Annotated in this window: 7 protein-coding genes; 1 reads left to right on the top strand and 6 read right to left on the bottom strand. The window is 38.7% G+C overall.

From position 1 onward, the window contains the following. The 6 genes from B4237_RS04700 to B4237_RS04725 all read right to left on the bottom strand — a co-directional run. The coding region (locus tag B4237_RS04700; protein ID WP_286941839.1) for a TRAP transporter large permease subunit at positions 1-2,091 on the bottom strand (2,091 nt) is incomplete at its 3' end. A 184-nt stretch (positions 2,092-2,275) separates the two neighbouring features. Further along, a complete protein-coding gene (gene rrtA, locus B4237_RS04705; protein WP_019385418.1) occupies positions 2,276-2,851 on the bottom strand; it encodes a rhombosortase in 576 nt (191 codons plus the stop codon). A 90-nt stretch (positions 2,852-2,941) separates the two neighbouring features. Further along, a complete protein-coding gene (locus B4237_RS04710; protein ID WP_019385419.1) occupies positions 2,942-4,024 on the bottom strand; it encodes a hypothetical protein in 1,083 nt (360 codons plus the stop codon). Positions 4,025-4,381: 357 nt separating this feature from the next. Beyond that, complete coding sequence (locus B4237_RS04715) at positions 4,382-4,591, bottom strand: hypothetical protein (protein ID WP_004877600.1); 210 nt, start codon at positions 4,589-4,591, stop codon at positions 4,382-4,384. 208 nt (positions 4,592-4,799) lie between these two features. Next, positions 4,800-5,198 carry a hypothetical protein gene (locus tag B4237_RS04720; protein ID WP_278595303.1) on the bottom strand — a complete coding sequence of 133 codons (399 nt, stop codon included), beginning with the start codon at positions 5,196-5,198 and terminating at the stop codon, positions 4,800-4,802. Then, positions 5,185-5,442 carry a succinate dehydrogenase assembly factor 2 gene (locus B4237_RS04725; RefSeq protein WP_007481805.1) on the bottom strand — a complete coding sequence of 86 codons (258 nt, stop codon included), beginning with the start codon at positions 5,440-5,442 and terminating at the stop codon, positions 5,185-5,187. The genes B4237_RS04720 and B4237_RS04725 overlap by 14 nt, the downstream gene beginning before the upstream one ends. A 184-nt stretch (positions 5,443-5,626) precedes the next feature. Here B4237_RS04725 and B4237_RS04730 point away from each other — a divergent pair. Further along, positions 5,627-6,263, top strand: a 637-nt coding sequence (locus tag B4237_RS04730; protein WP_286941845.1) for an acyl-CoA dehydrogenase family protein, incomplete at its 3' end; no start/stop codon positions are given.

The following is a 6,263-nucleotide window of genomic DNA, read 5'->3' on the forward strand; positions in this document are numbered from 1 at the left end:
ACGAACTTCTGCATCCGCTTCCGCGACTTCTGCATCACCAATCGATTGCCTTGCCAATAAGTGGTTCAATGCAACTGGTGGTGTGATATAGCCCAATTCAAAACCAATTAGTGCAATCATCCAGAAATGAACAGGGTCAATACCGTATTGATATGCTACAGGCGCGACAGTTGCCGTAATCAAAATCACTGCACCAAATGGATCCATGATCATACCCACGAAGATCATCAGCATTACGATTAAGCTAATAACAACAAAGGTACTGCTAATATCTTTCGGGAAAGTCTCCATAATTTGGATATGTTCAAGGAAACCACCAACACTAACTGAGAGTGCCATCAAGATCACAAGCGCACCAATGTGCCCAACCGTTTCACTTGTTGATAAATGCAATGCTTTACCAAACGAAACATTACGCTCTGGCTTGCGAGGATCATCTTCAGGATTGATTTGAGCGGCAGGTTGCGTACCATCTACAGGTGCAGTATAGGTATTTAACGTACTATCCCAATGCCCTACTGGTGCTAATGGTGCAGGCTCTTTACGTAATTTATCAAACAACACCATTATTAATAAGATGATTGGCATCATCACTGGCGCCGTAAATTCATTTAAATCAGTCGCTAAAGCATGTTTGTAGAACAACCAGATTAAAACGAAAATTACGATATATGGAGAAACTGGCACGAATGCACGTAAAGATTTTGGCAAAGCAATGTTAAGCGGTGCAATTCGGAATTTCTGCTCCGCAAAGATCAATGCAATGATCAAGAATAAAGTCGAGGTTAATAAGAAAGTGTATAAACCATATTGATAAAGTAAATCAGTCGTTACCTCTTTGTTCAATGAAGCAACCACGACAATCAATAAACACGGACGAAGTACGACACCCATCGAACCAGATAGTGCTGTCGCTGCTAAAGCAAATTGACGACGACCACCCGCATTCCATACTTCTTTATAAATAATTGCACCAGCCGCAATAACGAAAATACCAGACGCACCTGTGTAGGCTGTTGGTAATGCTGCTGCAATTAAGATTAACCAAGTTAATGTTTCAGGCGCCAAATTCCATGGGCGTAGAATATTTAAGAATAAATCTACAATACGAGTTTGCTTCAGCAACATACCCGCCCAAATAAACAAGGCAAGATTCAAGAAGATGTTTGAGAACTCAACCAACTGACCAAGATAAATACCTTGCCCCATTGGATAGTCCATAAAGAAGGTAAATGCAACACCCGTGATGATCGCCATATATGCATATAGCGGCACGCTGAGGAATGCTAAACCAATATTACCGCCCTGACGTGTTGGTGTTGGTGGTTTCGCTAATTGGAATAAACTAATTAAAGTTAAACAACCAAATAGAATCATCCATAACCAATAAATGATCTTCATTTCTGGAGACATTGGCACGCCAGAATTCATGACAGAATTATATTGGCTAATCACAGATGATGTAAGGAAACCATTACCGAGTAGCATCGCAACGCTGTAAACACGGAAATCTATTTTAGTCGCTGGACTACGTAAACCAATATGATGTGTTTTTAGGGTCGCACTGATTGCGGCGAAGACAACCATGATCACTAAAAATAATGCACGATTCTCAGTACCAAATTTAAAGATACCGAAGAAGCTCGTTTCAATTTTACGATAAGTACGGATACTCGGATGAGCCTCCATATGCTTCATTGCTTTATCATAGAACTGATACTTTTCATCACACTGCTCTCGAGCAGCAATCAATGAAGCACGTACATCAGCTTCAGATGCAACACCAAACATACTTGCAAATTCATCAGCAGCATTGATTTTCATCTGCTCTTGAACTTGTGCATCGATATTCGGATGTCGATCACAGCTTGGCTTTTCTGGTTCAGCACGAAGAAATGAGTATTGCATTCCTGTATCAGGATCGCCATACAGACGCTCCCCCATACGCAATAATTGACCATGAATCATCTCACCTGTACCAATGACCAACGTCATTAGTAATAAGACGAGGATGACAAATGTCGATATCCACTCCGTCCAAATATAACTCAGTAGACCTAATCCAGACTTTTTCTCTTGATCATTTTGCATGTCTATTCCAATTTTTGTTAGCAACATCCATCCAAAGATGTTGATTCATGCGAAGTCAATGGTTGATAGATAAATGAATTTACCCTCTTGGTAACCAATCCCTTTTTCAAACCGCCTAAATTTGCAGCAAACTTTTTCAAAAAAGAATGACTACATTCACTTTTTTATTGGTTGTTTTTATCAATTAATCTGTTCTCTCTATCCTTCTAAACACTAAATAACTTAGCCCACATAACACACCACCGATCGCACCAATCAAATGCGCCTCAGTAAGTACAGGACTACCTATCAGCTGTGCCGTACCCGTTTGTCCAAAGGTATTTTCCCAAACTAGTTTTGCGGCAATCAGTAACAGCACTAAAATGGCAAACTTTCTTTCTTTCGGATATTGCAGATACACCAAACCGACTGCGGTATATAAACCATGTAATACACCTGAAAGCCCAGCATATGCTTCAATATACGGTAAATAGAAATAAAAGATGAGACTGATAAATGGCGGAAGTAACAGCAGTAATACACATAAATGCCAATTACGTGCATGAGGAAAAATAAAAGGTAGACAAGCGAATGCCAACATATTCAAAAAGAAATGCATCCATCCCACATGTACCCAATGCGCGGTCCACAATCGCCAAAACTCAGCGAGTAAACTCGGTCTCCAGTAAATGAAAAGATCGGGAAAAACCTGAAGACACGCTGATACTGAAACACATACCGCGATCAAAATGACTTTCCCTATCCATATTTGATCTTTCATTTACGCCCCTTTCTTCAAAACAGACCTTTTACGATTTAAAAATAATAAATCACTTCATTTTTAATGTTGTAAAAGGTCGTTTAATTCAGGTTACTGAGCTGGTTGTTCTTCAGCTGGTGCAGATGCTTCATCTCCACCACCATCAAATAAATCATCGAGTTCAGAAGAAGTTTCTGGCTGATCATCCCAGAACGTTGATAAGCCTTCTCGTGTCGATCTTACGCCCGTATTTTCTGTCCAATAACGATCAGCAATACCACGAACCATTAAACCAGCCATTTTATCAATCAATCTAAATTGAGGATTAGCAGGTTTATCATCACCTGTTGCAGCGGCGTATGAACGGAACGCATCACGAAGTTTGGCATCATCACCACTTGCTTGTGCTGCAACAGCATACAAAGCATGTGCTAAACGGACACCCTTCTTCTCACCAATAGCCATCGACTCTTTCAGCGTCGCATAAGGTTCTGGCTTACCATCACCTGCACCTGGCAATAATGTCCAAATGACCGCGCGGGTTGCCATTGGAGCACCCCAGAATTTTTCATTATCTAGACAAACCATGCCGCGTTCAACGATACCTGCAATATCTTTAGGAACGTTAATCGCACCGCCTGAGTTAATATCATTGGTCATTGCTTGCAAACCATTAATCATACCGAGCAAATAAACAGTTTGATCAAGGTCGTTGCGCATGGTTGGGCAAGAGTCACCTAATTTATAATTGTATTTTGCTTCCCAACGATTGGCAAAAAGCTTATAACTTGCATATTGACGTTCAGCAGCAATACCAGCCCAGCGTTTTTGCTCAACTCGAGCATCCTGAGCTTCGGTCACTTGACCTGCTTTAGCTGCACGTAAATAGCGTAATTCAGCTTCAAGTGCTTCATTTTCAGCACAAATACCCGCAGCGGTATATAACAATACCGCCATACGGGTCGGGTCTGCACCCATATCTTTTGTTGACATAATTGCAGGGGTTAAAGCATTCCCTGAATTACACACCATTTCAGCATCATCCATCGCTAAAATTGGTGGAACAATATGATTTTCACTAAAACCTAATGCAACATTCGCCCCTGTTTTTATCACATACGAACATCCAGATAACATTGATGTTGTAAGCAAAGCAACCGCCACACCCTTTCCCATTTTGTGGAGCTTAGACATTCTTCCTGTCCTCTTTAATTTGTTTTTCCTTTTAGATGTACATTATCAGATGCAATACTTGAATTAAAGAGTAATTGCTCTAATTTTAACATGGACATTTTAACACAATTCACAGATAAGCGAATTGACATAGAATTCAGAATACATAAATTTCAGGCAAAAAAAAGTAGCATTGCGACGGTTCAGCACATGCTACTTATTAACTGGTTAAAACGTGAAACTCTTTATCTTTTAGTTTTTATCAAAAATAATCCTTGAGTAATGTTCCAGCTCTTCCTACAACAATCGCCATAACGACTGCAATTACTAGAAACATCCACATTGAAATCTCCATAGAGACCTCCTACACTTTTGTATCTACTTTTGATAGATACCAGATCGACGTTCATCATCAGCATTCACGGGATTGTGATATATTGATGACACCTTCAATCTCTTTCTCTTGGTCACTACAACATGATGCTGCTGTGATTCAAGAAGTTCCCTGAGTAAAGTTCCTGCTCTTCCTATAACGATTGCAAGAATAGTTGCAATCACCAGAAACGACCATGTTGGAATTTCCATCATCTTAGGACCTCCACCACACTTTACGTTGGTGTTTGTACTTTAACGAAAATGAACTCAGGTTAAAGGCTGAATTGTCTGACAATCCATATTTTCAGTATTTTTTAGAGTATTTAATCTAACAATTCAAAGTAAAAAGATGAAAAAAATATATAACCAACTGAAAAATATTATTTTAATAAAAATATACAACTGTAGAATTGTCGAACAATTATGCTAGTTTTACGAGTATTTTCAGGTTTTTCCAGTGAAAATAGGATAATTGATCCCACCAAATGATTAAATTTTTATGCTGTGGATCAGAAAAATAGATCACGATGTAGCAATGATGATCAATTATTTTAAGAATTTCCCGCTGTTGAATATCTAAATTTTGATCAGAAAATTCGACTGACCATAAATTTTTTTCTAAATTCTCGATCTTTTTAATTTGAGATTGTTTAAAAAATAGTGCCCATGCACCACACATGAAAAGAAAACTGATAAAGAAAAATAAAGGTTTTAATAATAGATAAGATAAAAAGTTGATTCCAAGAAAAATCAAAAGTTGCAATACAATCGAAAACCGACTGTATTGCAACTCAAAAACACGCTGATTAGCCGTGTACATTATGTTTTAATTTTAAGATAAATTCTTTTAGCTCAGTTCGAGGGGGATTACCCACTTCCATAAACCAGTCAAGCAAATCTGGATCTTCTTGATCAACCAACTCAGCAAATAAAGCTTTTTCAGCAGGCTCAGCACTCAAATAGCAATTCTTCACATAAGGGTCGAAATACACATCAATTTCTTTTAACCCACGACGAGCACGGTAAATTACCTTACGTTCTTCTAACGTCATTTCATCAGACATCTTATGTTCCGCTATGCAACTATTTGTGCATAGTGTACCCGATCGCACTATAACTTTCGTCAACATTTTTCCTAAGTGACCAAATACATCAATCAAATTGAGCATTGATCACATTGTTCAATATTTTCGATTTCTTGTATGGTGATGATGATTTTTAATCCATAAACTAGGGAAAAAATAACAAATGCAATCAGGTGCTATTCGTCCAATTCCAAACATGTTACCACGCAAGCTTTTTACGTCTGATCATGAAGCATTTCGTGAAACTGTACGTAAATTTTATGAAAAAGAAGTTGTTCCAAATATTGAAAAATATGAGAAACAACAACATGTTGACCGTGACTTATGGAATAAAGCTGGCGAACTTGGTCTGTTATGTACCACTATGCCTGAACAATATGGTGGATCAGGTGTAGATCGTCTTTACAGCATGATTTTGATCGAAGAACAAGCCTATGCAATGGATTCAAGCACAGGTTTCTCGCTCCATTCAGACATTGTTGCGAACTATATCAACAACTTTGGTAATGAAGAACAAAAGCAGCATTGGTTGCCAAAAATGGCAACAGGTGAAACTGTAACTGCGATTGCCATGACGGAACCAGGTACAGGTTCAGACCTTCAAGCCGTCCGCACGACTGCCGTACTTGATGGTGATGAATATGTAATCAATGGTTCTAAAATCTTTATTACCAATGGCTATCTTTGCGATATGGCAATAGTCGTCTGTAAAACAGGCAACACGGAGAAAGGTTCAGCAAATCTTTCTTTAATCATTGTAGAGGCTGATCGTGCTGGTTTTAGTAAAGGAAAACCTTTAA

Origin of the sequence: Acinetobacter sp. UBA6526, from assembly GCF_002434875.1 — a bacterium.
GTDB lineage: Bacteria > Pseudomonadota > Gammaproteobacteria > Pseudomonadales > Moraxellaceae > Acinetobacter > Acinetobacter venetianus.